Source organism: Providencia alcalifaciens (assembly GCF_020271745.1).
Taxonomy (GTDB): Bacteria; Pseudomonadota; Gammaproteobacteria; order Enterobacterales; family Enterobacteriaceae; genus Providencia; species Providencia alcalifaciens_B.
Window position 1 is genome coordinate 2,407,029 of sequence record NZ_CP084296.1, and the last position, 26,251, is coordinate 2,433,279.

Below are 26,251 nucleotides of genomic sequence, written 5' to 3' on the forward strand. Positions count from 1 at the left end.
ACTACCATGATTGTCACAGAGTTAGCCATCGGCGCACTGATTGGCTTGATAATAAGCACAACCGGTGTAGGCGGCGGTGTGATTGTTTTACCTATATTGACCTATTTTTTTGGGCTTAACGCCTTAGCCGCAGTGGCAACCGCTAACTTTCTCTCTATGTTGATGAAGGTCTCTTCGTCATACATGCATTTTCGATTAGGTAATATTCCTTTAAAAGGGGCGATGATTGTCTTGGCGATTATGTTGCCAAGTACGTTTTTATCCAGCCTGTTGGTGACGTGGATAGGCAGTATCCCTGCCTATGAAAAACAGGTGGAGTGGGGCATTAATGTTTTAGTCTCCGCCGCCATTATTTTTTCGTTGTATTTATTTATTCAACGGATGTTTTTTGCCAATCCGCGTAAAAAAATTGCTGTGAAAGAAAACCAATTGAAAGCGATGGTGATCCCTGCGGTGTTGGCGGGGATAGTATTAGGCGCAACTGGGGTTGGCGGTGGAGTAGTCGTTCTGCCGATGTTATTGCGTTATATGGATTTAAATATCAAGCAAGCCATTGGTACATCAATTGTGGTGACGACCGTGTTATCCGGCTCTTCGGCGCTGGCCTATGCGCAAGATGGTCATACGGATTTAAAACTGGCACTCATTTTATGTGCGGGGGCGCTGTTAGTGATGCCTCTGGCAAAATATTTGCTGGTTAAATTGTCTGAACGAACTTTCCAATATATTACATTATTGCTGATTTTATGCAGTGCGGTGATGATGACTTGGAAAGTGATTATGCCGTAAAGATAAAATAATTGTTTTCTTGCTTGCTTTTTTTCATCTATCTTAAGTTGATAGTTTAAATATAAACTTCTGGATGAGGTTTTACGCTGTATCAAAATTAGTTATAAATTAAGATAGTTTTCTATTTAATACATACCTAAAAAGAAACTCAAGTTTTGAAAAGACAAATATAATTGATTTTTTGTTTGTTTAATTGAAAATAATATTATCATTAATAAAATACTTAACTATAATAAATTCTTGTTCATTAAAAATAAATCTATTTTTGATTTTTATAGAGCGATTTTTATTGTTAGATTTTAATTTATGATGCTATCTTTTTTGTATGTGTAATAATTGATATTGTTTTTTAAATAATTGATATTGAAGTAGATGCTCTTATAAAGATAGAGTTTTTAATTGATTTAAAATTGCGATTTATATTTTTTGGAAATAGGCTTTTTATTTTCCATAAGTATTGAAATGCATCAATCTAAAATGATCCTATTATGAGATATCAATTAACATATGCGTATAGCCAATCAGCACAGTTTTATGGTGTTGAAACAAACTTAAGCCTAGAGCAATTTCAACAAGCTTGTGCTTATATTCAGTTAATTAGAGATAAGCTGCCTAGTTTTTCGTCTTCGGATGATTGTTTAGTTGAATGTGAAACTCTTTTTCTTCTTCAGATGTTTTATGGCTTTACGCCATTATATGAAAATAGAGAAATAGATGCGATTGTTGATGTTCATCATAACTGGGAATGTTATGTCATTGGTGGAAATTTGGCATCAATAAACCAATATGCAATATGTAATGCAAGCATTATTATGCTGGAATTTCTTCGCTATAAATTACAGGCAAAACTCAATACTTATACTAATGAGAGCGTAAAAGTTGATTTAGCTCGGTTAGATTACTTATTAAGTGGCCATTTTTTAAAAAGAGAATGGGCACTGAGAGATGTTTATGGAAATGATCTTACGGGTATGCAATTTTTAAGAAGTGATAAAGTTGAATTAATATCTAAAGAACCTGTAGAAGCTGAAATGTAGCCAGATGAATTTTTTAATTTACAGAAAGCAAAAAACCATCACTAGGTGGAGTGACCCCCAATAGTTGGACAACTAATTGCTGGGGGGCTTTTTATGTCAAAATACAATCCTGATGTAAAAATTATCATTGCATATAGATGCTTATCAGAGATTCTGAGTATTTACCCTGTTGAGGTAAGCTTTATCTCAAAGAGTTAAAATACGCTCTGCAATTAAAGACATCAGTTTCGATGTATCGACATCGGTAATGATTTTACAATTCATCGTTTCCGAGCCGTGATGAGTAGCATTAGATGTGGTAGCAAAACTATGACCAAATAATTTCTTGGATTCATATTCAATAGTCATTGAGCCATCAACACCTGAAAAAATTTCAGGTTGAATGAGGTAGGCTATAACGCAGGGGTCATGAAGAAAAGGATCAAATTCGGCATATCTTCGGCACATTTCTGCCACGTTCTGAGCAATAACACCCCCTTTTTCCAAAGCAGTGCACAAACCCACTCTTATATCAGCTTTACTCGTTACATCCAAACCAAGCATAGTAATATGTCGTGCGCTATCAAAAACAATATGAGCCGCATGGGGGTCTACATAAAAATTAAACTCAGCGGCTGGCGTTATATTTCCCTGTGTAAATGCAGCTCCCCCCATGACGACAATATCTTTTACATTATCAACTAATTTTGGTTCTTTAATGATAGCGATTGCAATATTAGTGAGAGAGGCTATTGCGCATAATGTTATTTCACCAGGATTTGACATGACAGAATCAATAATAAAGTCTACCGCATGACCAGAATCATTTTGATGCTCAGAATCCGGTAGAAGTACCCCAGCTAGCCCATCTGTACCATGAACATTAGTTTTATTTCCAGTTTTGCTCATTAATGGACGTTCACAGCCTTTTGCTAGAGGAATATCCAGCCTATTCGCTAATGTAAGTAGTTTTTTTGTATTATTGTGAACCTTTTCTAACTCTACATTCCCAGCGACTGTCGTTATCCCGATTAACTCGATTTCTGGTGATGCTATAGCGAGAAAAATAGCTACCGCATCATCAACGCCAGGATCACAATCTATTATTATTTTATGCATTTTTACTCCTTGGTTTATATTTTGTTAATTAAGGATTTAAAGGTATTAAGAATTAAAACTAAAATTCATATATTATTTAAATAATCTGGATTTAGAGCATGTGAAAGCTAAAGATAGAAGAAGTGTAACAATAACCATAAAGATGGTTTATTATTTATATTGCCAAAAAATATCTTTATTAGAATATTTAATTATGAATATCTGGGACTATGTCATCAAGAGTGGTTAGTCCAATTCTGATGATTAAAATAATAAGAGTACCAATGATTTTTTTTTAGAAAAATATTTTTATCGATAGGTTGTTCCGTTTTATGTGTCTTTTTTGAAAATTAAGAAAACATATAGTGAAAATAAAAATATGATATAAGTATCATGATGTTAATAGATCTTAATCTTGAAGAGTGGATTTAATTTCTCCTTATGAAATTAAAAATAAAAAATTATGATAAAGTTAATTTGGTTAAAATTGCGATTTTAATAAGTTATATCGGTTATCAAAAATTGAATTTTAGAATTAATTTTTCATTGTATAAATAATTCAAAGTTAGAACTATGGAAATATAATAATCTAAAAAATGCTATTTTGTTGATTATTTTTTAAAAGATAACCCTAGAAATGTGAATTTCATCGCATTTATAAACTATTTATCAAGTAGAATCGCTTTTTTCATGAAAAAACAAAATTTAAATCAAGCGGAATTAAATAGGATTATATTTTGTTTTCAATGAAAATTTCAATTAATCAGTTAGGTATTTTTCATACAAGCTAGAGTGTCGTTACGTATTTTCTAAGTTTTTACAAAGAATACTCTTTTTACATTCGCGTTCGTTTGTCGATGAATATAAATTATGCAGTAGCCTAATGAGCGTTATTTTATAATGACTGTGTTTACCATTTATTGGGAGGGTTTAGTTTTTAGTGAACGTTTAAGCTTACTTTTCCGAGGGGTTAAGTTCGGTAGGTACTACCGTGAAGCGATTATGCTGATGAGGGAAAGTGATATTCACTGATAAACCAATAAGTTAATGGTATAGAAAGCAAAGCCGTCGCTAGGGCGGGTTCTTTAAATTATGGTGCCCTGGCTCAAAATGAAACTCGCAGTATAGTTGATATATATATCTATAATTATCGAAAATCAAAAATAAAAGAGCCCTCGTTAGGGCCCCTAGATGTTTTGCTCGCCATATAGTTAGTGGCAGAGAAATTGATCCGAGAGTAACAGTATTTCATTCCCCATAGGGGCGGTGGTTGTTATAAGACCGCCCCATATTTCAGATCAAAGTAATGATGTGATATTTTATACGTCGGATGATATTAATGCATTACCAGTTACTGTGATTTGAACCCCAGCATCTTTTAGCAGGTTTCCAATCATGCATGATTTATCTGCACCCACTATCAGGGTTTGAGCACTAGATAACTGTTCTGGCGTAGCATCTTCAGATAGTGCAATATCAACCATATGTTTGATCTTCAGATTGGATTTCTGCGTACCTGCCAATTCTGAGCGCAACGAAATGCTCGTTGCCGGAATTTTGTTGCCCTGCAGCATGGCAGCAAGTGTCATTAAATAGCATGACGCTGCAGATGCCGCGAGCAGTTGCTTGGGATTTGTCATTTTACCTATACGCGCCTTATTTTATTGTCTTTTAAGTATCAAGGCATCATGTTGTAACTCCAGATTTTGATCCTGAGTCGAGACTCGTGCATAGCCAATCAACATGTTTTTTCTCCCGCCTCTAAAGTTCTGAGGCTGTCGAGCATGACTTCTGAGACACGCAGCACTTCTTTTTCAATCTGTGTTGTGAGCAGATCTGCATTTGTGAAATCGGGTAACTCGACAAGTATCGCCTCCAGAACGCAGTACTGAGGCATTTCGGTACGTTTTGCATTCCACGGACTGTTCTTTAATGTGTCCCAATACGCTTTCTGGAACGCTGCATTTTGCCCCATTAGCCACAATTCGAAGCGTAAGGCTTTATGGTTCAAAACAATGCCGTTAGGATGCCCCTCTAAAAGGCACCTCAACCGCTGGATTAGATTATTATGGGAGGCGTGGAAGTATAATCAAAAATATGCGTCGTAAGCCCCGTTACACAGAGGTTCAATAGCAGATTGCTGTCGGCCACTATACGGATATTAAAAACATGCTTATTTATTATTTGTAACAACCTCGTTTATACCCTCATTCTTCTCCAGCGGTAGGAAAATAAGTAATTTCCGTCAGGGTGAAAGTACAATTTAGCTTGACGTTGCTTTTCGTTCTATTCCAAGAGTGTCCCCATTTGAAAGGATACATACATTTACAGGTTGCTGTGTCAAATATGCAACTTTAAGTATATCATACATAAAGTTAATACCTTGTATGGCTGAGGGTTGTATATAATACCAGACTGAGCCTTTTCCACTTACCCTGTAATTTATATAACCTATATTGGTTGCATTATATTCAAGAACAGTTCTCTTTGCTAAATAAGTCCCTTTCTCTATTCTACAGATGTTTTCTAAATTGTTACCATTTGCATAACTAAAAAAAGGTATAAATAAAGCCAATAATAATTTTTTCATGTTAAAACCTCCGGTAAACTCAATTAATAGGAATTAAGGTTTCATATAAAATGCTCTTAATTAAAGTTTTGAATAATTTCTCCCGTTCTTTTCCTTTTATTACAATTTTATGAATCGCTGGGCAAATCGGCGATGTCAATGAAGCGTAACGCGGATTTATGCATCCGTCCGGAGAATAACTTGCGGGAACCAATGTATTAACCATTTCATTAAGATCCTCGACCCAAAGATTATTAATTTCCGCTATATAATTTATCTCAACATTCTCTGGATTATAAATAGATGCATCAAGGAAACCCAAGTTGGGATTACTTGGCTGTCGATCCCATGAAGGATTCGGAATAGTACCCAAACGAGTAAAGTTACGAAAAGTCCTAATGGAACCATCGGTATTAAATATTCCCTGCGCCGCGATCAGTGTAGCACTGACTACCCTGTTATTAGGAATGAAACCCCTTGCAGCCCACTCTCTTTGGTCTTCGTAACGGTCTCTTACATCAATCAAAAGCTGCGCTTCAATAAGATTTCGGTTGGGGTCACGGAATCCATTCATCCAGCTTGTACTAATAAGATGATTGAGCGATGCGGGAATTGAATAGAAGTTTTGTTCGGGCACTATCTGGTAAACCCAGTAAGGCTCGCTATACCCTGGATTTAAGGGGTCCTCTTCTGCATGAACAGAACCTAGCGCGGCAGCAATAAACTCGTTCTCAGAGGTTGATACATAACCTGAATTATTTCCACCGCGGTTTCCACCAATAAGATGTTGTATGATATTAAAGTTTGTCCCTCTTGATACAAAGCCATTAGCAAAAATATAATCAGGGTTTCGCATATCTCCTCTATAAACAAATGGAAGGTCTACAGCAAATGCATTCCCTATAGTTATAATAAAAATACTAAGTGTGTATATTATACATTTCATACAGCGACTCCTGTAATGACTTCATCACTCCGTCCGCAGCAAAACTATACCCGGTTTAGATTGCATGTATTCTATAAACAACGTGTTATACTGGATACACTAATCCGTTTAACGATTAAGAGCTTCATGATGTGCTGAATTGATAATGTGATAACGTTGTAATCATTAAATTACATGACGCAGAATTATGAACGCTTTTCTTTTGGGTCGCGTGAAAAACTACCCCTAACCATTTGGTTTTTTATCTTATTTTATATAAGGTTAAACTCACTAACTTGGAAATTATTAGGGGAACCAATGGCTTTGGGCTCATATATAATTTATATTCTAGAAATAAAAATAAATATCGTTGTAAATGTTAAAAATAATTATTAGTTTTTATGTGGTTATAGGTATTTAATTTTAATTAAAATAGCTTTTCATTAATAATAAATTCAATTTACCATGGCTGATTTATGTTATTATTGGTGAATGTATAAAATATAGATAATTGAAACTTAAAAATCAAACTTAAAAAATAAAAATAAATTTATGAGGGTTATACGCTGGAAGTGCCGAAATTCTCATTACCCTAATTTTAGCTCTATAACTCAAAAATCCAAATCAATAATTTAATTGCTATTTTGGAAGGTATAATGGCCATTCAGCAATATGGAGTTCTACACCGGAAACCTAGATATTTCCACTACTAGTAATGTAGGGGTTGCTATATAAACAACTGATTGATTTATTGATTGATTGATAGCCATTAAAACTGTAATGGTCAGCAAATTCTGTAAAAGATCTAATCGGTATTTTTAAGTTCATGATATTTTTGATGGTGTGTTAAATAACCAATCGTTGAATGGCATCAATAATAATTGTAAAACTGAATATAATGTTCAACTTCACAGATGGTCGTGTATTCAATATAGAGATCATCACAATAGGTAGTATTCACGCTCTATGAATGTACCGATGATTTTGTCATGCATTTCAGGTGACTTCGAGTAACCTAGCGTTTTACGGTTAAGTCGCTTTAAGCGATTTCTTAAGTTCAAATTCTCTCTTTCTATTCGTTTTCGTTGTGTATAATTTCTCCTATAATTTACCCTATATTATAGGTTAATCACTGGGTTGAATACATAATCCAAAATATCCACATTGAATTTATGACCAGAAACTAAAAAACACCCACGCTAATTTTTATTTTTCATAATTATTTATTTTAAATAATTATGACTATACTCATAGAGCAGTTATATTCTTTATATCCTAATGAAGGAGATTTAAAATGAAACGTTCAATTAAAAATCTTGCTCAGTTTGGTTGTGCCTTAGTGATATTGGTAGCGTTGCCTTCTTACGCTGCTAAATATTATTGTAATGGGGGCTATGGTGATGCTACCGATGCGGGTCTATGGGATTCTTTTTTTAATGCTAACAGCGAATCTGATGCTGCTAATCAAGCAAAAAAGAAATACATGGGAACCACGCCTGGCTCTTATGTCACCGTTCAGCAGTGTAAAAAAATAAGCGATTAATTTACTTGTATTTTTATACTCTGTTGCAAAGCTTGGTTATTATAAAATAAGTATCACTCAGAAAATACACAAAAATAGAGTTAAATTAAGCTTTGCAACAATTTTATTGGATATCTTTTCATATCTGTCCATCATAATTAATGATTCAAATAAAAAATAATGCCATTCCTCATTTATCTTTATTTAAAAACAATCGTTTGATTACTGAAAATAAACATAATGAATATATAAAAAATTAGAATGTGAATTTCCCTTATATTACCAGCAACATAGTTAAATTACGCCAAATAGGTGTTAAGTTTTATACAAAATGATTTGTTATATTCCGAAAAATATAATAATACTCATTATTCATTTATTGATTTAATTGTTCCAGAGCGAGAATCATTTTGATGATAATAAGAAAACTAATGACAATGTTATCACTAGGGCTTTCAATAATATCCTGCAGCTCTCAACAACCAACGTATCCTATCGTCATGACCGATAATACTAAAGAAAGAATTAATCAGATTATTGAGTCTGAAATAATTCCCAATCCATCACTCTCTCAAAGAGATTTAATTGGCCCGATCTCTGCAAAATTTTTAGGGACGCCTTATCTTGCGGATACGCTAATTGGTGGGCCAAAACAACAAGAATCTCTTGTCGTCAATTTTGAAGGGGTGGATTGTTTTACTTACCTTGATTATGTGCTTGCGTTGACTCAATCACAGGATGAGGCTTCTTTTTTAAATGCATTAGTCAAAGTGCGCTACAAAAATGCAGAGGTAAGTTATTATCATCGAAAACATTTCTTTACGGATTGGTTCGCAGAGTTACCCAAAAATGCAATTGATATCACATCCACACTCACACCAAATACCATCACACTAACCAAACAATTGAATCAAAAATCCGATGGCAGTGAATATATTAAAGGCTTGGGCGTAACGTCACGTAGCGTGACTTATATCCCAGGAAGTTTAATTACGCAACAAATCCTCAACAATTTACAGCAAGGCGATTTTATTGGGGTGTACTCGCCAATTGATGGGTTAGATGTTTCTCATACAGGATTAGTGATTAAAAAGAATGGGAACGTTTTTTATCGCAATGCTTCATCATTATCAAAAAATAACAAAGTCGTTGATACTCCCTTTATTGAGTACATGCAATCTAAACCCGGCATCATTGTGTTAAGAGCATTAAAGCAATAAAAAAGGAAATAGAGATGACCAATTGATTAATTCATTACATTTCTCCTTGTTGTTTATTTTTCATTTAATAAATTCGCAATTTGCCATTGTCCTATAACTGATACAAACAAAATGACAGGTTGCCCTGAGGCTTTGGGGATATCTTTTCTCCTGTCATTAACTGGTCTTTAAAAAGGAGATTTACTGTGAATATTAAACAGAAAGTAAAAAACATGACGTTGGAAGAGAAAATCGGGCAAAAAATCATGCTGGATTTTCGCTACTGGGGTAAGAACGGTAGCAGAAATCAGGATATGACCGTTCCCGATGAAGTCATTGGCAAGCTGATCACGGATAACCACGTGGGTGGCGTGATCCTGTTTGCCAATAACCTTAAAGATAAGCAGCAGATCAAAATGTTGACGGACTGGTATGCTGCAATGAAAACCCACGCTGGCATTCGCCTATTTATTGGCACGGATAACGAGGGCGGTAACGTTTTCCGGTTGCCGCGTGGCGACTATGTCTCCTTTCCCGGCAATATGGCACTCGCAGCGGCGATAGAAGGGGGCGCAGATAAACAGCTCGCCGTTGAGCAAGGCAAACTGATGGCCGAGGATATGCGTGTTTTGCATATCAATACCAACTTTGCACCAGTCGTGGATGTTAACACCAACCCGTTCAACCCGGTCATTAACGTTCGTGCATTCAGCGATGATAAAAACATCGTTTCCCGCTTGGCGGAAAAAATGGTGGTGGGGATGAAACAGCGAGGACTTATCACCGCTTATAAACACTTTCCCGGCCATGGTAGCACGTCCACCGATTCACATACCGGTTTGCCTCGCGTCGATCGCCCGCGAGAAGAGGCCTTTGCCATTGATATCGCGCCTTACAAGCAGGCTATTGATAACCAGGCGGCTCCGGATATGGTCATGACAGCCCATATTCAGTACCCGGCACTGGATAGCAGTCAGGTTATCACCCGTAATGGTGAAAAAATTACAGTACCTGCAACAATGTCGCGGGAAATTCAGACCAAAATCCTACGTGGTGATCTGGGTTATACTGGCGTGACGATTTCAGATGCGTTGGATATGGGGGCGATTGCGGACCATTTCAGCCAGGAAGGGGCTGTTGAAAACGTATTCTCCGCGGGTGTGGATATTGCCCTGATGCCTGTCAAAATTTCATCACCTTCTCATGCAAGTCTCCTGCCTGACCTTATCCGCTACATCGTGGAAATAGTTAAAAAAGGTCGCATCAGCGAAGCTGATATCGATGCATCGGTCGAACGTATTTTAAACCTCAAGAAACGGTATAACCTGCTGAGTGAAGGCGAAAAGCTCACCGTCGGGGCTTCGCTGTCAGGACATGAACTGGAAAAAGGTATCGCCGATCGTTCCATTACTGCGGTTATAAACAGGCAATCGCTGTTGCCTTTAAAGGACAAAACCCTGCGCTATTTTATCCTGACACCTTGGGGGGAGCAGGCCAATGGCATTGCGACCGTTATGGCTCTGGATGGGTACCAGAACGTCGTTGCCGCAAAGGAGACAGAGCTTAACGACGAGCAGGTCAGAGAGCATATTGTCGACTGTGACGTATTTTTGCTCGGGACACTGTCAAACAGTTTTACACCGGTTGAACAGGATAGCGTCGTTACCGACGGAACAAAAGACAATAATCCTTATCTTGGTTGGTTGAGATCTGCGGCCTGTCTGGGGAAAAAACGCGTTCACCTCTCACTGCGCGCACCATACGATATCGTTAGCTATGCTGGGTATGTAGACGCGGCTGTAGCCACCTATTCTTATTACGGATATGACAACGGTATCTGGCGTGGCCACTCGATGATATCTCTGGCGGAAGTGCTGACGGGAAAACTCACTCCGCAGGGAAAACTGCCAGTCAATATTTGGCATGATTATGATGTAAAGACAAATACGGGTACGGTAGCGTTCCCCCGAGGGTTTGGGTTGAGCTGGTAATTTGATAAGGGTAAGTAATTCATAGCGAAGGTTATTTCTGATACAGAAGTCGCCTGAAAGGGGTGACTCCAATTTTTAAATGGAGCTTAAAATCATGCAACACGTCCTATTTTTACCTTATTCAGTGATGATTAAGAAAGTGATGATGGCAGCTATTTTTGCGGTAGTGTTGTCAGGTTGTACAATACGTCCGGCTGAAACTGAAACGCGTGACGGTTATTTTGCCAGTTATGCTTTTAAGGCTAAAGGCCAGAATGAAAGGGTACGGTTTCTTGTCATGCACCATACTGCACTGGATGACAATCAATCACTGAAAACGCTGACCGAAGACTCGGTAAGCGCCCATTATCTGGTTCCCAAAAAGTTGGAGTCAAAGCAGGGTAAACCTGTTGTTCTGAAACTGGTTGACGAAAATAAGCGGGCGTGGCACGCCGGTGTCAGTAGTTGGAACGGTAGGGCCAACCTGAATGACACCTCCATCGGAATAGAAATCGTCAACCCGGGATATACTGATAATATGCTGGGGCAGCGTACTTGGTATCCCTACAATGAAAAACAAATTGCTGCCATTACTGTACTGGCAAAAGACATCATTTATCGCTACCAGATAACGCCTGATAACGTAATCGGACATAGTGATATAGCTTCTCTCCGGAAGCAGGACCCAGGAAAACTGTTCCCATGGGAACGCCTTGCTGCAATGGGTATAGGTGCTTGGCCAGACAGAGCAGCAGTAAATAAATACCTTGCCGACCGTTCCCCACATGCTCCAGCAGAAGTCGGTGCCATTCAGGCATTACTGAAACAATACGGGTATGACCATATCCCTCAGAATGGTATTCTGGATGAGAATACGCGGAAAACGCTCAGCGCGTTCCAGATGCACTTCCGGCCAGAAGATATCAGTGGTAATGCTGATGCAGAAACTGAAGCCATTGCTCGAGCACTGATCGAAAAATATCGCAGCACTCCGGCCCAGACGTAACCGAAAGGGAAAAGCCGGGGCTGATAGACACAAACAGATAATAGAGTGGAATACTTGTAAACTCGCTGGAAAATGGGGCAATAGCACCTGACGCTTACTTCCTTACAATGTTATTTTCAGTTATTGTGAGCCCGGTGGAATGGGTAAATGCGAGTTCATTATCACTTTATGTGAATCGATGCTGTTTTTCATTTGCAGTTAATGTGAGCCGAAATTTACGCTGATTGCAAGTCGGAGGGATTTTGATTACGAGCCGCTACAGCTATCGAGGAATTGGCTCTACCAGAAAGTATTAGTACTGTTGCAAATAAAATGGTGGGACTGAGTCTTTGGCTCCTCATTATATTACAAACCAAAATTTTTCTCTTTACCAGTGAATGGATATTTCATACGCCAGTAACGGGAGCCATTAGGTTTGATGAGAAGGTAAAGCCCACGCTCATCAGAGAGCTTATACTCTTTGTCTTTAGGGGGAGTAGTCGGTATCTGGCGGGCGCTAAGTGCCATAATGGGGACTAAATAACATTGAGAACGAAGAGCCACAAAAAAGCCCAACAGACATTTGATTTGGATTGATTTATGCTGAGATAGATGATTGATAACGCAAGGTAATTTAATGAATATAAGGGAATTTACTTAACTTGAAGGGACCACTAACTATAGAAGTAAAAGTGGTGCCGGACTCGGAATCGACTTTTCATTATAACTGGTTGTATTTAAATCTATTAATTGAATTTGATTTTATTTATACCCTCTTTTGTACCCTCGGTCCGTTTGGTGGGTTTTGTTGAGCACGGTTGGGGCGATAGAGCGCAGCAAATAGATTGGTTTTTTGCACAGATGACAGGTGTAATTATAACGTATTCGAATCCTTTTTAAGTATACATTTAATGGGGATCATGTTCATGTTAATTGTTTCTAGTATGAATCATGGTATTGCCAATTTGACATGTTTAATGATGTCTTATTGTGTCATTTTTGTTTAATTCCTCAATGCCTAATTCAGTTAAGAGCCAACGGTTTGATATGTGCCATTGAATACTAATCAAAGTGGAAGTAGGCTTAATTTATCCATCCAATATAGGATAAACTCAAAGTGATCAGTACTTATTCAATTCAATGTCACACACATGACACACGCATAAGGGCCATCTCTGTCTTGGCGACGTTCAACATAAACAGCTAACACGCCACGACAATCTGGCACCTCCTTACCAATATAATGCTCGCTATTACCAACCCATTTATACTTTCCCCTACAATAACGAGCAAGGCGAGAGCCTAAATGTTGCTGATGGATCTTCATTGCTGCGGATTTACGGATGATATTCATGGTTCACCTCATACTAAGCCATGCTCAGCGAAAGAGAAGATTTGCTGACCACCGATGATCAGATGGTCAAGTACTCGAACTTCAATTAGCTGCAATGCTTTTATTAATTGTTGCGTGATAGATTTATCCGCTTGGCTTGGCGTGATATCGCCTGACGGATGGTTGTGTGCAAAGATAACGGCAGCAGCATTAAAATGAAGTGCTCGTTTGACGACTTCACGAGGATAAACCTGTGTGCTGCTAATCGAGCCAGCAAACAGGGTTTCACTGCTTATCAACTGATTTTGTTGATTCAAGTAGAGCACAATAAACGCTTCACGCTCTAATGCTGACATTTTTAGCCGTAACCAATCCCTCACATTTTGCGTTGATGTAAAAGCAATACCCGGTTCACGCAGATACTTATCCAGTATGCTCAACGCACGTTTGATAGTACGTTGTTCATTAGGAAGCAGTGTTAAGGTATTCGTATAAGTATTGATACTCTCCATCGTTAATATCTCCATCATTACGAGGCTAGTTGAAGCATATTTTCAGCCATCACCCACAAGGCTCGGTTAAGCTTCACATCACCATCAATCCCATTCACTGAACGCGTGCGAGCGCGTTTACCTTTCGCATTTCTGCCTGATAATCCCCCTTTAATTAAATTTTCTTGCAAACGTTGGTACACCGTCCAAAGATCGTCCTTCTTATCTTCTACACGGCGTGGTTGTAATACTTGCGCTTCGGTCACAGGTTGATGCGCTTCACCATAACGATATGTGAGAGCAGATTGAGCAAAGATGTGTTGGGCTGGTGGCGGTAATAATAGGGATTGCATGGCATCACGTTGCTCATCCATGCGTTCAAATAGCCCTAACACTTCATAAGCCCCTTCAATCACTTTTTCCACCACATCGCCCTTGTGCGGTACACGCACCTCACCAAAGGTTTGTCCGCAAATTAAGCCATTCTGACAAACGAATCGGAACATCTCCGGTAACATCTGATAACTCGATGAGCCATCATGACTATTGAGTAAGATGATTTCAGGCACTAGGCTGCCCGTAATTTGGTCATGGCGTCTCAGCCGTAACAGATGCTTAGTATGATCACGACGGCTGTCATCTCGCACACGCGTTTGGCAAGCAAAGAACGGATAGAAGCCTTCTTTCTGTAAACTCTCCAGTAACGTAATGGTCGGGATATAGGTATATCGTTCACTGCGGGATCCGTGTTTGTTTTCACCAAAAACACTGGGTACAGTACGATACAGCTCTTCGGTAGTTAGCGGGCGGTCACGACGAATAGAGCAAGCATTGCCAAAACGGGAAGCTAAACGAGACATAGGGGTTCTCCTCAATAATTAAACTGATAAATAATTCGATAAATGGATTAAATGAAGATTGCTGGTGGGAGAAAGATAAAACCGTGACTGATAAATCAGTCTATAAGGCGAAAGATTTGTGCTTGCTCCGGATGCTGTATAGCGTAATCACGCAACAGGTAAAAATATTCCACCAGCACAGGGCTTTCGGTTTTAAATGACCAGATGCTATACACCAGTAAACAGACAGCAATACCGGCTGCTTCAGGGCTTAACTCAGCTTCATTTCCGTTATGCGGGTTAAACATATGCAGGGAGGTTTCGAGCATATCAGGCCAGATAAATGCGCCGCCATTAGACAGCATACTGAACTCCCAAAAAGCACCTTGATAGCGATTACAAAGCTTCGCCATCATGTTAAAGATATCGCCTTCAATACGTTGCCAGTCTGGCACAGTGCCAAAGTAAAAACGCCAGAAGGTATCACGACCACGAGGGTGAACAAGGTTAGTTTTGATAACGGCAGATGCTTGCTGTTGTAAGGTAAACATAATAAAACTCCAATTCAGTGTATTTTGTCGCAATAAACAAAAAGCCCTGCACCGTAAGGCGCAGGGCTAGTTCACTCATTAATCGCCATTAAGGCTTAGGTTTCATTGAAGTAATATATACCTGAGAAAAATTACAGATTAAATTTGTAAATCATCTGGGTTTTCCTGATATTTTTTGTATTGTTTATTGATAAGAGCTTCTAAAAAATTGTTTTGATTCATACGGTAATGCTTTGCCATTTCTTTTAATCGCTCTTTTTCACTGTTCCCAATGACGCTATTTATTGCGACTCTTCCATCTAGATTTTTACGAGTATGCCATTGTTTATATGAGTTTTTTAATTTTGTGATAAAATGTTTTCTTTCATATACTTGATCACCTGCATCCCATAGTCGGAGAGCAGATGTAACAGCAATTAATTTATCCGATTGAGAGCTTTGTGGGTAAAGTGATAAATAGTATAATAAGTCAGGTTGATTCAATCGATTCCATAGATTCATTCTTCTAGGCGCTAGCCCTAAGCTATCCTCTATGTTACGTTCATTTTTATATTTTTTAAAATAATCTAATAACCAGTTGATAGACGGCTCATCCATATTTTTTATAAATGAGAATGAGTTAAAATCATTACTTGCTTTAAGCCATAGCTCTTTTAATAAATCCAAAGTGCGTTGTTTTTCACCACCCTGTTTAAAAAAAACACCATCAAATAAGTTTAAAATAACCTTGTATCGTTCTTCGTGACTCATTGCTTGCTTACTTAAATTTAAAAAGTCAAACCAAGATGTATTTTTGTTCCTGTGCCTATCCAAATAGAAAGTATCAAATGGTGCATCTCTAAATATATCACTTTCTCTTGTTGTAATCACTCCCCAGCAATATGCACACGCATATTCATCATCTTTTATCCAAGAAAATCCTTCTAAAGAGAGAATATTTAAATTCCCAAGAGTAATAGCATTTTCTAAATCCTCTAAGTGAGGATCTAATTCATAAAGGATATTTCTAAGAGTACTGTTAATAGACTTATAGTCATCATTATTTGAATGGAAGTTATATATATCACCATGACGGTGACGATCATTAAACCAATCGATATTGGATAGATAATTGACATAAAAATTAGCTAAACGATTATCATTTGTTTTTAGCTTATCTAACCCTTCTTTAACAATATCATCTGATCTGCTCATAAAACGACCTCTACTATGTACCATTATTGTATCTATATTGACAGTTTTGAGGCATTTTTAATGTGACCGATGTATAAATAACGTCAGAAACAGATATAAAGTAGATAAAAAGTAAATATGAAGATAATAAAAGATAGTCACTCTTTTTCTAGCATTATCTAGTATTTGATCCTCCCCTTATGAACCTCTTAATCGGTATTAGCATAAAAAAGTATAGAGGATTATGATTAATATGAACTAGAATGACAGATCAATAATTGGATAGTATCTATATTAGTGATTAGCCTTTATTATCACTCATCATATCCACGGCAAAAAATGAACAATGTTGATACTACCTTAAAAAGATAGTTTTGTCTCTATTATTAGCAGATAACATGAATGAGATATGTTAATCTAACAATGCCTAGTTAACTCTCACTATGATCTCGAGAATACATAAAACGAAACCTTTAGGTTATTAATGTTATTATCAAGATATCCATTATCAAGATATCCATTATCATATCACTCTTACCTAACCTCAATATCTATGATTCATCATTACATCATTAATCAATAAACCACGCCGACTAAAAACAACATTAACCCTCCACCCCTCTGGGTTAAATAGAAAATATCCGAGTGGCGTGGTTATCCATTACCTAAAATAAAAACGACCATTTTCTTTTGTACGTTAGAAAATAATTTACAGTCTCCTGTTATCCGTTGAGTTAATTTCTACTTAACGGAGTTATTACCATGAGCTTTGCTATCCCTCAATTACAAAATTTACTCTATCAACAACAAACCAAACTCTTTGAACACTACTCGAAGATATTGATGATAAGAACGGATTTCCATTGGCGTGAAGACAGTGAGCGATACATTTACGAAGATGAACATCAATTTAGTCGGGATATGAGTATCCTGATGTTACGTCTCTCAAAATATCCCGGAGTAATAGGTTATGCTTGGGTATTGGAAGAAGCTCCTGATAGGGGCTTACATGCTCATGCTGTCATCTATGTGGATGGTCAACGACATCGTAAGAAATGGGACTTTAATCAGCGAATGGATATGCTCTGGGAAACCATTACGGAAGGCGAAGGTTATCTTTATCATTGTACCGACAATAAACAATATCGTGCAGATATCAGTAAACCGATCCACTTTGATGATAAACGGGGTAAAAGAGCGATGCGGTATGTCGTCAATTACTTGGCTAAATACGAACAAAAAGGCGTTAAACCTATCTACCATCTCTCGACTCCGCCTACGGAAAAGCGAATCGGTCGTCCTCGTAAGTCCTCTTCGTCTTAAATACGTCTATTCGCTTCACCAGAGCGTTTTTTATACCGTAGTCATCCCATCATAGCACTTAGCTGATTAAATCGCTCAGAATGGATCTGAGCGTGTTTATGTTAGTTCATTGCTGGTGCTAGTTGAAGCGGTTGATTCTGAGGGGAGGCGTTGGATCATCACATCTTGTCGATTGAGATATTCAACCAAAGGGTCGAAGCCTTTGTCATTAGAGATAATCACAAAATTGGCTTGTTTATCTTCAGTCGATAGCTTTCCAATAAAATAAGCGATATGAAAATCGAGGCTGTTACGACCTCCTTGATTCATTTTGATGTACTGAACTTTCTTCCCTAATGGCTGCAAAGACGCAGCCAATTCATAGCTAATACGACTCTGGTGGCTTCCTACGAAGATAATGAAGTGGGTTTTATCTGACTCGATATGTTGACTCAAAACTGGCTGAACATTCTCATAATCGACCAAGATATATGACTTTTTCGTTAAACTCTGCTCAACCATTATCTTCTCATCTTCTTTAGCACTGATGCTTCTGATGTGACTGATGACTATAACACATTCCAAATTACACTCAAGATAATCATGGTGTTATACCGATAGAGCCTAAAAGCTCTTTACGATTAACTCCAGCGATTGAACCTGAGTTGAGTGAGGACGACGAATAAAAAAATACAGCTCCGCGTTATTGTTTGAAGGATTCACACCGCATTTCATTAACCCTTTCGGATCCTTCTCCTTTTCACATTTAGGAGAAACAAACGATGACCAATACAACCAATTACCCCTTACTGAATGACCAGTTTGTTGATATGAAATTTATCACTCATCTGACAGGATTAACGGATAAGTGGTTTTATAAACTCATTCAAGACGGTGAGTTTCCCAAACCAATAAAGTTAGGACGTAGCTCACGTTGGTTAAAGAGTGAAGTCGAACACTGGCTGAATGAACGTATCACCGCTTCTAGAGGCTAAGTATTATTAATTTAGTCAGTTACAGCGATTTTTTACAACTCACTAGTGAAATATTATATGAACGTCAAAAGAAGACGATCTTTAGGGTACTAAGGAAGGTGCCGATTGATGGTTTTTTGTACAGTAACCATGAAAAGCATAACGAGATCTGCTATCATTAATAATGCCATAGGCGCCAGTCAGTGCGGGAATATTAAAAGACTTTGATGCTGATGTGAACAGTGCATAGGACTCACGGGAAATACTTGACCAAGGAATATGCGGGTCATTACCCCAACAAGTAGACGAACAGCCTGACATGAAAATAAATTACAGGCCGCGATTATCGATACGCTATACGCCGTCCGGTACACTTTGATGATTATGCTGGTCGTAAGGCAGGTGAACTATTTAGCCAAAGCCGAGCAGAAACCTTTTGACCCGATTTACCATATCTCCCGTCTACCTGATGTGAATGATAAGCCGATAGGTCGTCCTCGTTCCCGTCATCGTTAAGTCAGCCATAGGGAATGCTGTAGCAGCAAGGGGCTGTATGACGATCTCTATGGCCCTTATAGCCGTTTATTGTGGCGACACCGTGCAAGTTTAACCCTTGCCTTAATAAAACGCTCAGAATGGCGCTGAGCGCGTTATTCACACCCATTACTCCTCTTCAGCCGTCACTTTGCAGTTGCTGTAGACCGTAGCGTGGTCGGTGCCGACAACATAGGCAATGACAATTGGGCTGTTGTTACTGGGATCGACTTCCTGACGCAGATTAACCCGTCCATCCTCCGACGTATGGTAATACCCGATACCGTCATATTCCGCTTCGCCATAACGGGTTTCAGACCCATTATTACTGTCCTGCTCAAACACACAACACACCGGAGAGAAACAATGAACATTTACAATCTGAATGAACTGGAGCTCGGTATCGCTGAATTACCTGATGGCCGCCTGACAAATGCCTTTAAAGAGCAGGAGCGCTGGCAACCGGCACTACCCATTCCCTTTTACTGTCCACACTGTCACTTACCGGTGTATCTGGACCGCCGTAAACGGCATTTTTTCTTTGCACACCCCGTTGATAAGAAATACCTCGATTGTCCTGAGGTAAACGCGGCTATCAGTTATCTGACGCGACAATCTCAACAAGCTGAACAGTTCTCCGAGCTTCATCCCATAAAGCCCATCACGGAATGGTATTGCGTCTGGTGTCGACGGTTTTACACCAGCCAGCAGCGACCAGTCAGAAAGTGCTGTCCGAAGTGCAGAGAGGGGATTTACAGCATACCTGCTTCTCAGGTCACCGAAAACCACAGCTATTTTCATTACGCGCTGAATAATCAGGGTATTGAATCGTTGGTACGCACTCCATTGCTGCGGTTGACGAACCTCACTGAACCGAATGTTATCGATGAGGCGCAATAAAAAAATACAGCAGTCCGTTATTGTCTGAAGGACGACTGACACCACGCATTCCCCACCTCAGTCGCCTTCTCCTTTTCATACTCAGGAGACAAGACAATGACGATTCAAACAACCCCAACCACCAGCCTGCTGAATGACCAGTTTGTTGATATGAAATTTATCACTCAGTTTACCGGGCTTACGGATAAATGGTTCTACAAGCTCATACAGGACGGTGAGTTTCCCAAACCGATTAAACTGGGACGCAGCTCAAGATGGCTGAAAAGTGAAGTAGAACAGTGGTTACAAGCGCGCATTGATGAATCGAGAGGGGGCAACTCCGCCCTTGGATCCTAAGGCACTAGCGCGAGTCGCCGTGCATTTTCCATAGCATACCCACCCAATTACCCACCAACTCAATTTTAACCACACCTGGTGCGATTGAATGCGCTCTAGGCAAAGCGACGCCCTAAACATACGAACCTGGCTCGATACGCATGCAGGCACAGCTCAGTGGTCTTCTAAGTTTCAAGGTGGGTTGCCGAGTGTGGATCATGAATGTTGGGTACTCAGAACGTTTAGTTTAAATTTTACAGAAGGAGCACACCCATGCTTAAATTACATGAAGTCAAAATGTCGCTAGCCTTAACGCAGAACAATCGATTCGCTGGAGCCACCCAAGAACCGAGTTATTCACGAGAAAACTATTACTGTGCTCACTGCGGTGAGCCCGTCACACTGCACAAGACGCCAACGGAGTCATGGTTTACCCATTCTGATCCTCAGAGCGCAGAGCACTGTCCGCGGGTCATCAGTAAGATCAAGAACTTAGAAGACAAGGCACGACTGAGCACACAGGTTCGATCAGTTTCACCAATATTAAAGGTCACGAATTGGTTTTGCGTGCAGTGTCGTGAGTATTTTACAAACAATCAAAAATGTTGCCCGAAGTGCCATGAGGGGATTTGGTGTATTCCTGCCCAGAATGTAACAGAGGAACATCAGCCTAAAACAGAAAAATCGTTTCCATTATGACCTTTTAATGCTCATGGTGTTAGGTTAATCAATCACGCTTTCGCTAAATGTGACCACGGTACTGCCACCAAAATTAAGTGAACTATATCTAGCGTATTGTAAAACCTGACCTTAAAGGGGGGGGGGGCCCTCAGAAACACAGTGGCATAAAGTATGTGACACCTCAACAGAGATACTGCGGCAAGGATAATGAAATTCTCCGACAGCGTATGCAAGCCTATCGTCGCACTCAATTGAACCATCCAGGCAGATGGAGTCGGCAGACAAGAGACTGGAGTTATATCGATGAAGTATACTTGAACCCTGAAAAGTGCGCAGCGTAACCATTAACGTTGCCAAATTGTAAAAAAGACGACAACTTGCTTGAAAAACAGCGTTATTGGGTGATCTCCATTCATGAAAATACGCAGAATACCAGTTCTACCATGCTAGGTACCAGTTCGTACTATGCTGAAGAAGCTCGTTCATAGTTTCTCACAGATAGCAATATTAAGACGAACAAACTCATCCCACGAAAGAACATCAGCTAGTTTCGCTCGGTAATACTCTTCAACCCGGCAAACCAGCGGACGGGTTGTATAGATTGCGCACAGATGGGGCCCTTCAACGAAATGGTGGCAAACTCCATCCCCGCGATCAAGGAATGCAGTTTCAGTGCTAGCGCTCACCCTGCGGCAACACTTGCCGCAGGCATTGCACGGAAAAGGCGTGAGTAGTGGCTCACTCATGCAACATCACTCAATTGTAATAATAAACGCTGCGCTTCAAGTTGTGCGTCTCCTATGGACTGGTCTTGACTGCTAGCGATACGGGAAACTTATCCACGTTCTCAGAAGGTCTGTCTCATTCTGGATGGGAGCCTTACCACACTCACTCGCAAAGCGACGAATGGAGTTTTTACCCATTAAGGTATTGAGTCTGTCCTTAAAACCTGTGATACCTAAAGATGAATCGGGATTCTTCCACTGGGACATTGGGCGAGATGGTTGAGTCATTATTGAACTCCTTGCCGAGAAGTAAAGTTTGCACTGCATTGATATAATAGTTTGTTATGTGTTTGTATTCTAGTCACAATAATTTTTAAATTTGATATTAATAGCGTTTATTGGCTTGGTTTAGCTTCGCTTTGTGTGCATATTGCGTATTATTATTTGAATTTAGTGCGCGCTAGGTATGTTAAGAGTTTGGGCTCTTATGCTAATACTGGTATTGGGGGATTCAAAATAGATTTAAGGTGTTTAGGTGGATTTTTGCGCTTCTAAGGCTGCCAGTCATAGTGAATTTTCAACAGGATTTTATGATAAGATAATGTCATGATATTTTGTGTCCACAGGACCTCTCACGCCCTACTACTAATACCATGGTGATGGTGAGCGTTCTTTTGGATGTATACGAAGTTGTCCATTTGCCTAGTGTCATTCACTGATTCAAAATAACCATCATTTGATAGTGTCGTATATTCGTTTTTCGAGTCATGAAGCCTGCCAAGTGGCGGTTGTTCCAGCTTGTCCCTATCGAATGGTGTATGGCAAAGCCTACCCTGATAAGCTCACCGAAGAAGAGGATTTAAGCCTGAGTTTTCATATTGATGAACGCCTGTTACTCTTCTACACTATGCTGGAAGGTACACTGCTCAGTGAATGTGTGCATCTTAACCAGCACTCCTTTGCTAACAAGTTAATCAGTTTATTTCAGCAATTTAATGATCCGGAAATAACGCCGAAATTGGTCTGGTTATGTTGGTCTAATTTGCTGTTGGGGTCACCGTTAGACGATTGGAACCATACACTTAAGTTGAAATCCAAAGAGCAACTCGTGGAATGGGAGATTGATAGGCAAGCCGAAAATTGGGGATTAACAACTATCATGAATGAATATGTATTGTTCAGCCGATAAGCATGGTAAAGCAATTTGGAGAGCAACATGGACAATATCATTAATGTACTGCTATCTAAGGTATGCTGATGTTCTTTCTCATGATAAATCTCATATCTGATAACGCTATGCGCTCACTTCAGACTGTATTTGACCCTATATTTCCAGACACTTATGTAATTACCTTGCGGATGGCAATCAATCAGGCAAACTGATGTCACTGCTATATGTACAACCGTCCTCTGAGGCTTAAGTCATGCTGTTGTCGAGGGTGATGAATCCACTGAGATGCCCCTGAGTTGCGTAATACCCACCTTTTATCTATTATTGACAGGGGGCATAACTCTATATGTGAGTATTCATATTTATTTAAAATAAATAGATAAAAAATATTGTTGGATTGTCTCACTCTACCTATAATTAAAACCATTTATTTAAGATAAGTTACTTATATTGTTTATTGTTTGATGTGAAAGCGAGTTTTTCGTTGTCTTTAATGGTCTCAGAGGACGGATTTGCTTTCGAATAATTTACCGTTTTACCTTACGAGCCTTGGTTTACGGCTAAGGGCGGTAGCATATCAAAATATCAATAATGCTTTACTTTCTAAATTTGAATACAGCACCTTACTTCTGTGTTGTTTAGGAAAAAAGGGGCAGAATGCCAATTGCTTTTGCTTAAATGAAAGGATCATTGAATGAAAATTTACCTCCCATTATGAATGAAGGCGCATTGTTCTCTCCGCAATAATTTCAACAACAAGCTCAGTGGGAGGCATTTACAAATCAAGGTGTTTCCGGTTTATCTTCTCCTTTTACCTGGGGGAGTGGAAAAAGTTGAACTTGATGAATCACTTTTATCGTCAGGTCGCTTGCAAGTTCACCAATTACGGGCGTGGTTGTCAAATTAACTATGCCATTTCAATAATCACTAATTTAAGTGATATCAACTTTTTGGAGATCTAAGAGGCCAACATATATCAGCTGTTAACTGAAAATAATGAGAGATCAAAAGGGTGAGGAACTAAAGTGGGGGGGAGGGGATCACAGTAAGATTTATCTGTAAGTATATCTTATTTATAGATAGTTTAGTTAACAACTATCTCACTCGAGCTTATTTGTGTATAATAGCCAAAATTAGTTGAGTAAATTAAGAATTATCAGTGAACAGGTAGCTGTAAGCCCGGGGCGGTAGCGTGCCAAAATCATGAGATAACTTCTTTTAGCACTCTGTTTTTCACAATCAAAATACGACTTATTATTCCAAGATGAAAATATTAGTTACTGGTGGTGCAGGCTTTATTGGTTCTGCGGTTGTTCGTCATATTATTAATAATACCAATGACGCTATTATTAATGTCGATAAACTAACTTATGCAGGAAATTTAGAGTCGCTTAACTCTGTTTGTGAAAATAATCGCTATACATTTATCCAAGCAGATATTTGTGATGCAAAATTAATTACGGATATATTTAAGCAACATCAACCCGATGCCATAATGCACTTAGCAGCCGAATCACATGTTGACCGTTCTATTGATGGCCCAAGTGAGTTTATCCAAACCAATATCATTGGTACTTACACATTATTAGAAGCCGCGCGCCAATATTGGAATCAACTCCCAACAGATAAAAAAGCCGCCTTCCGCTTTCACCATATATCCACTGATGAAGTCTATGGCGACCTTGAATCAACAACGGATCTTTTCACTGAAACAACACCATATGCGCCAAGTAGCCCTTACTCTGCGTCAAAAGCGTCTAGTGATCATTTAGTCAGAGCGTGGCAACGTACCTATGGTTTACCAACCATCGTAACAAACTGCTCAAATAACTATGGTCCATTCCACTACCCTGAGAAACTGATCCCTCTAATCATCTTAAATGCATTAGAAGGAAAAGCTCTGCCTGTTTACGGTAACGGACAACAGATCAGAGATTGGTTATATGTAGAAGACCACGCACGAGCGCTCTATAAAATAGTTACTGAAGGTAAGATTGGTGAAACTTACAATATTGGTGGTCACAATGAAAAAGCCAACATTGATGTAGTGAAAACAATTTGCAGCATTCTTGAGGAGCTCGTACCAAATAAACCGAATAATATTGAGAATTATAGCGAGCTAATTACTTATGTGACTGATAGGCCAGGCCACGACTTACGTTATGCCATTGATGCTACAAAAATTAAAAATGAACTGAACTGGGTACCGGACGAAACATTTGAAACGGGTCTACGTAAAACGGTTGAATGGTATTTAAAGAACTCAGAATGGTGTGAATCAGTTCAAAATAATAAATATAATAGAGAAAGACTAGGGGCTTAAAAGTGAAAGGTATTATTTTAGCGGGTGGTTCTGGTACAAGGTTATATCCAATAACTATGGGAGTATCTAAACAGTTACTTCCTATTTACGATAAACCTATGATTTATTATCCGCTGTCAGTACTTATGTTAGCAGGGATCCGTGAAATACTTATTATTACAACACCTGAAGATCAAAGCAGCTTCGAACGTTTATTAGGTGACGGTTCTCAGTTTGGTATTTCATTACAATATGCAATACAACCAAAACCGGAAGGTTTGGCGCAAGCTTTTATTATCGGCGAAGAGTTTATTGGTTCGGATAGTGTGTGTTTGGTGTTAGGGGATAATATATTTTACGGGCAAGCATTTACACCAAAATTAAAAGAAGCTGCATCACGTCCCGAAGGCGCAACTGTTTTTGGCTATCAAGTCAAAGATCCTGAACGTTTTGGTGTTGTTGAATTTGATAAAAATAAAAAAGTACTCTCTATCGAGGAGAAACCTAAAAATCCTAAATCAACTTATGCAGTAACAGGATTATATTTTTATGATAATCACGTTGTTGAGCTCGCTAAACAAGTTAAACCTTCTAATCGAGGTGAGTTAGAAATTACAACCCTTAATGAAATGTATTTAAAGCGTAACTCATTGAATGTTGAAATGCTAGGTCGTGGTTTTGCTTGGTTAGATACTGGAACTTATGAAAGCCTACTTGCAGCGGCACAATTTGTAGAAACAATAGAAAAGAGGCAAGGCTACAAAGTTGCCTGCTTAGAAGAAATTGCATATAACAACAGTTGGATATCTAATCAAGATCTCATAGCAAGAGCTGAATTGATGGCTAAAAATAGCTATGGTGAATATTTATTATCACTCGTGAAATAA

29 protein-coding genes and 4 pseudogenes are annotated in these 26,251 nt (G+C 38.9%); 15 read left to right on the forward strand and 18 right to left on the reverse strand.

Annotated features, from left to right (window positions below; genetic code table 11):
* Nucleotides 1-6 precede the first annotated feature (6 nt).
* Together LDO51_RS10985 and LDO51_RS10990 are read left to right on the forward strand one after the other, a co-directional pair.
* Complete coding sequence (locus LDO51_RS10985; RefSeq protein WP_225574607.1) at nucleotides 7-789, forward strand: sulfite exporter TauE/SafE family protein; 783 nt, start codon at nucleotides 7-9, stop codon at nucleotides 787-789.
* A gap of 488 nt (nucleotides 790-1,277) precedes the next feature.
* Nucleotides 1,278-1,826, forward strand: coding sequence for a hypothetical protein (locus tag LDO51_RS10990; protein WP_225574609.1), 549 nt, complete (start codon nucleotides 1,278-1,280; stop codon nucleotides 1,824-1,826).
* Between the two features lie 186 nt (nucleotides 1,827-2,012).
* Here LDO51_RS10990 and LDO51_RS10995 read toward each other — a convergent pair whose 3' ends face one another.
* From LDO51_RS10995 to LDO51_RS11025, 7 genes and pseudogenes are all read right to left on the reverse strand, one after another.
* A complete protein-coding gene (locus LDO51_RS10995; protein WP_225574610.1) occupies nucleotides 2,013-2,924 on the reverse strand; it encodes a nucleoside hydrolase in 912 nt (303 codons plus the stop codon).
* A 1,298-nt stretch (nucleotides 2,925-4,222) separates the two neighbouring features.
* On the reverse strand, nucleotides 4,223-4,543 hold the full coding sequence (locus LDO51_RS11000; RefSeq protein WP_225574611.1) for an OsmC family protein: 321 nt from the start codon (nucleotides 4,541-4,543) through the stop codon (nucleotides 4,223-4,225).
* A gap of 39 nt (nucleotides 4,544-4,582) precedes the next feature.
* A pseudogene (locus tag LDO51_RS11005) lies at nucleotides 4,583-4,648 on the reverse strand (recombinase family protein); the annotation flags it as partial.
* Nucleotides 4,642-4,914: a DUF7000 family protein gene (locus LDO51_RS19710; RefSeq protein ID WP_225574612.1), complete on the reverse strand. Its 273-nt coding sequence runs from the start codon at nucleotides 4,912-4,914 to the stop codon at nucleotides 4,642-4,644. The gene LDO51_RS19710 and the pseudogene LDO51_RS11005, both read right to left, overlap by 7 nt.
* 252 nt (nucleotides 4,915-5,166) lie before the next feature.
* Nucleotides 5,167-5,493, reverse strand: coding sequence for a hypothetical protein (locus LDO51_RS11015; RefSeq protein WP_225574613.1), 327 nt, complete (start codon nucleotides 5,491-5,493; stop codon nucleotides 5,167-5,169).
* A 19-nt stretch (nucleotides 5,494-5,512) separates the two neighbouring features.
* Nucleotides 5,513-6,418 (reverse strand): enterotoxin A family protein, encoded by a 906-nt coding sequence (locus LDO51_RS11020; protein ID WP_225574614.1) that lies wholly within the window; start codon nucleotides 6,416-6,418, stop codon nucleotides 5,513-5,515.
* Nucleotides 6,419-7,338: 920 nt separating this feature from the next.
* A pseudogene (locus tag LDO51_RS11025) lies at nucleotides 7,339-7,491 on the reverse strand (IS1 family transposase); the annotation flags it as partial.
* A 200-nt stretch (nucleotides 7,492-7,691) separates the two neighbouring features.
* Between LDO51_RS11025 and LDO51_RS11030 the strand changes: the two are divergent.
* From LDO51_RS11030 to LDO51_RS11045, 4 genes are all read left to right on the forward strand, one after another.
* The gene (locus tag LDO51_RS11030) at nucleotides 7,692-7,940 is read left to right on the forward strand and encodes a hypothetical protein (protein ID WP_225574615.1); all 249 of its coding nucleotides are present in this window, start codon (nucleotides 7,692-7,694) and stop codon (nucleotides 7,938-7,940) included.
* A 410-nt stretch (nucleotides 7,941-8,350) separates the two neighbouring features.
* Complete coding sequence (locus LDO51_RS11035) at nucleotides 8,351-9,139, forward strand: DUF1460 domain-containing protein (protein ID WP_225574616.1); 789 nt, start codon at nucleotides 8,351-8,353, stop codon at nucleotides 9,137-9,139.
* A 185-nt stretch (nucleotides 9,140-9,324) separates the two neighbouring features.
* Nucleotides 9,325-11,109, forward strand: a complete 1,785-nt coding sequence (locus tag LDO51_RS11040; RefSeq protein ID WP_225574617.1) for a glycoside hydrolase family 3 protein — start codon at nucleotides 9,325-9,327, stop codon at nucleotides 11,107-11,109.
* A 127-nt stretch (nucleotides 11,110-11,236) separates the two neighbouring features.
* The gene (locus LDO51_RS11045; RefSeq protein WP_423810978.1) at nucleotides 11,237-12,094 is read left to right on the forward strand and encodes an N-acetylmuramoyl-L-alanine amidase; all 858 of its coding nucleotides are present in this window, start codon (nucleotides 11,237-11,239) and stop codon (nucleotides 12,092-12,094) included.
* 348 nt (nucleotides 12,095-12,442) lie between these two features.
* Here LDO51_RS11045 and LDO51_RS11050 read toward each other — a convergent pair.
* The 6 genes and pseudogenes from LDO51_RS11050 to LDO51_RS11075 form a co-directional block, all read right to left on the reverse strand.
* Nucleotides 12,443-12,601, reverse strand: a pseudogene (locus tag LDO51_RS11050) (Arm DNA-binding domain-containing protein); the annotation flags it as partial.
* 604 nt (nucleotides 12,602-13,205) lie between these two features.
* A complete protein-coding gene (locus LDO51_RS11055) occupies nucleotides 13,206-13,427 on the reverse strand; it encodes a DUF987 family protein (RefSeq protein WP_004917300.1) in 222 nt (73 codons plus the stop codon).
* A gap of 8 nt (nucleotides 13,428-13,435) precedes the next feature.
* Nucleotides 13,436-13,918, reverse strand: a complete 483-nt coding sequence (locus LDO51_RS11060; protein WP_101495227.1) for a JAB domain-containing protein — start codon at nucleotides 13,916-13,918, stop codon at nucleotides 13,436-13,438.
* Between the two features lie 17 nt (nucleotides 13,919-13,935).
* Nucleotides 13,936-14,757, reverse strand: a complete 822-nt coding sequence (locus LDO51_RS11065; protein ID WP_225574619.1) for a DUF932 domain-containing protein — start codon at nucleotides 14,755-14,757, stop codon at nucleotides 13,936-13,938.
* 95 nt (nucleotides 14,758-14,852) lie between these two features.
* Nucleotides 14,853-15,287 carry an antirestriction protein gene (locus LDO51_RS11070; protein WP_225574620.1) on the reverse strand — a complete coding sequence of 145 codons (435 nt, stop codon included), beginning with the start codon at nucleotides 15,285-15,287 and terminating at the stop codon, nucleotides 14,853-14,855.
* Between the two features lie 138 nt (nucleotides 15,288-15,425).
* Nucleotides 15,426-16,481: a hypothetical protein gene (locus tag LDO51_RS11075; protein ID WP_181468797.1), complete on the reverse strand. Its 1,056-nt coding sequence runs from the start codon at nucleotides 16,479-16,481 to the stop codon at nucleotides 15,426-15,428.
* Between the two features lie 819 nt (nucleotides 16,482-17,300).
* On the opposite strand from LDO51_RS11075, the gene LDO51_RS11080 reads away from it, so the two are divergent.
* Complete coding sequence (locus tag LDO51_RS11080) at nucleotides 17,301-17,783, forward strand: hypothetical protein (protein WP_336432169.1); 483 nt, start codon at nucleotides 17,301-17,303, stop codon at nucleotides 17,781-17,783.
* A gap of 96 nt (nucleotides 17,784-17,879) precedes the next feature.
* On the opposite strand, the gene LDO51_RS11085 is transcribed toward LDO51_RS11080, so the two are convergent.
* Nucleotides 17,880-18,284 carry a PIN domain-containing protein gene (locus LDO51_RS11085; RefSeq protein WP_095530576.1) on the reverse strand — a complete coding sequence of 135 codons (405 nt, stop codon included), beginning with the start codon at nucleotides 18,282-18,284 and terminating at the stop codon, nucleotides 17,880-17,882.
* Nucleotides 18,285-18,544: 260 nt separating this feature from the next.
* Here LDO51_RS11085 and LDO51_RS11090 point away from each other — a divergent pair, with 260 nt between their 5' ends.
* Nucleotides 18,545-18,757, forward strand: coding sequence for a helix-turn-helix transcriptional regulator (locus LDO51_RS11090; RefSeq protein ID WP_219379713.1), 213 nt, complete (start codon nucleotides 18,545-18,547; stop codon nucleotides 18,755-18,757).
* A 132-nt stretch (nucleotides 18,758-18,889) separates the two neighbouring features.
* On the opposite strand, the pseudogene LDO51_RS19895 reads toward LDO51_RS11090, so the two are convergent.
* Nucleotides 18,890-19,033: pseudogene (locus LDO51_RS19895) on the reverse strand (transcriptional regulator); the annotation flags it as partial.
* A gap of 81 nt (nucleotides 19,034-19,114) precedes the next feature.
* Here LDO51_RS19895 and LDO51_RS19715 point away from each other — a divergent pair.
* A complete protein-coding gene (locus LDO51_RS19715) occupies nucleotides 19,115-19,252 on the forward strand; it encodes a hypothetical protein (protein WP_181468800.1) in 138 nt (45 codons plus the stop codon).
* 147 nt (nucleotides 19,253-19,399) lie between these two features.
* Here the strand turns inward: LDO51_RS19715 and LDO51_RS11100 are convergent, their stop codons facing one another.
* Nucleotides 19,400-19,615 (reverse strand): hypothetical protein, encoded by a 216-nt coding sequence (locus LDO51_RS11100; protein ID WP_080025647.1) that lies wholly within the window; start codon nucleotides 19,613-19,615, stop codon nucleotides 19,400-19,402.
* Nucleotides 19,616-19,636: 21 nt separating this feature from the next.
* Between LDO51_RS11100 and LDO51_RS11105 the strand changes: the two genes are divergently transcribed.
* From LDO51_RS11105 to LDO51_RS19900, 3 genes are all read left to right on the forward strand, one after another.
* Nucleotides 19,637-20,170, forward strand: coding sequence for a hypothetical protein (locus LDO51_RS11105; RefSeq protein WP_152914953.1), 534 nt, complete (start codon nucleotides 19,637-19,639; stop codon nucleotides 20,168-20,170).
* 96 nt (nucleotides 20,171-20,266) lie between these two features.
* Nucleotides 20,267-20,506, forward strand: a complete 240-nt coding sequence (locus LDO51_RS11110; RefSeq protein ID WP_072749371.1) for a helix-turn-helix transcriptional regulator — start codon at nucleotides 20,267-20,269, stop codon at nucleotides 20,504-20,506.
* A gap of 276 nt (nucleotides 20,507-20,782) precedes the next feature.
* The gene (locus tag LDO51_RS19900) at nucleotides 20,783-21,184 is read left to right on the forward strand and encodes a zinc-ribbon domain-containing protein (protein ID WP_225577259.1); all 402 of its coding nucleotides are present in this window, start codon (nucleotides 20,783-20,785) and stop codon (nucleotides 21,182-21,184) included.
* Nucleotides 21,185-21,648: 464 nt separating this feature from the next.
* On the opposite strand, the gene LDO51_RS19720 is transcribed toward LDO51_RS19900, so the two are convergent.
* Together LDO51_RS19720 and LDO51_RS11125 are read right to left on the reverse strand one after the other, a co-directional pair.
* Complete coding sequence (locus tag LDO51_RS19720) at nucleotides 21,649-21,912, reverse strand: YkgJ family cysteine cluster protein (protein ID WP_225574622.1); 264 nt, start codon at nucleotides 21,910-21,912, stop codon at nucleotides 21,649-21,651.
* A 72-nt stretch (nucleotides 21,913-21,984) separates the two neighbouring features.
* On the reverse strand, nucleotides 21,985-22,179 hold the full coding sequence (locus tag LDO51_RS11125) for a hypothetical protein (protein ID WP_225574624.1): 195 nt from the start codon (nucleotides 22,177-22,179) through the stop codon (nucleotides 21,985-21,987).
* A gap of 454 nt (nucleotides 22,180-22,633) precedes the next feature.
* On the opposite strand from LDO51_RS11125, the gene LDO51_RS11130 reads away from it, so the two are divergent.
* The 3 genes from LDO51_RS11130 to rfbA all read left to right on the forward strand — a co-directional run bounded on the left by LDO51_RS11130 (nucleotide 22,634) and on the right by rfbA (nucleotide 26,251).
* Complete coding sequence (locus LDO51_RS11130) at nucleotides 22,634-23,080, forward strand: hypothetical protein (RefSeq protein ID WP_225574625.1); 447 nt, start codon at nucleotides 22,634-22,636, stop codon at nucleotides 23,078-23,080.
* Nucleotides 23,081-24,326: 1,246 nt separating this feature from the next.
* A complete protein-coding gene (gene rfbB, locus LDO51_RS11135; protein ID WP_225574626.1) occupies nucleotides 24,327-25,385 on the forward strand; it encodes a dTDP-glucose 4,6-dehydratase in 1,059 nt (352 codons plus the stop codon).
* Nucleotides 25,386-25,387: 2 nt separating this feature from the next.
* Nucleotides 25,388-26,251, forward strand: a complete 864-nt coding sequence (gene rfbA / locus LDO51_RS11140) for a glucose-1-phosphate thymidylyltransferase RfbA (RefSeq protein ID WP_225574627.1) — start codon at nucleotides 25,388-25,390, stop codon at nucleotides 26,249-26,251.